Source organism: Streptomyces marinisediminis (assembly GCF_026262575.1).
GTDB lineage: Bacteria > Actinomycetota > Actinomycetes > Streptomycetales > Streptomycetaceae > Streptomyces > Streptomyces marinisediminis.
In genome coordinates, this window is sequence record NZ_JAPKFL010000115.1 from 1 (window position 1) to 509 (window position 509).

Here is a 509-nt window from a genome sequence, read left to right on the forward strand (position 1 = left end):
ACACGGGTTCTTTCCAGGAGGTGTGGTGGGGGGATGAGCACGCGTGGTTGGACGGCGAAGAGTTGGACCCGTGCTGCACGGTGGGTGCTGGGTCTGGCCCTGCTGATGGGGGCGGTGGGGTGTGCGTCCGGGGATGAGCCGTACGCGGTGCCGGAGCGGGTGTGCGGTGTGTCCATGGACGAGAACGTCGTGCGTGCTGTTCTACCGGAGGGCGAGAGGCTCTCACAGAGTGGGGAAGTATTGCCTGAGATATACAACTTCTGCACGCTGCTGGTGGATGGCAGCCCTGCGGTGAGAATGTCTTTCAGTAAGGAGACGAAGTACTACCATCCGTTAGAGGAATACGCGCACGAGTTTCAGGATGGCGAGGACATTGCCCTGAATTTTCCGGGCAATGGTGGTCTGGATGATGAGAACGCGACGATCATCGTGAAGTGTGGGCTGCCGGAGCGTCCGAACATCATTTCACACATGCAGGTGCCGCCTCCGGGCGGTGCGTCCGTGGACGT

General features: G+C 60.7%; 1 protein-coding gene. It reads left to right on the forward strand.

Annotated elements, in window-relative coordinates:
- Window positions 1–174: 174 nt before the first annotated feature.
- The coding region (locus tag OSB71_RS24310) for a hypothetical protein (protein ID WP_265950957.1) at window positions 175–509 on the forward strand (335 nt) is incomplete at its 3' end.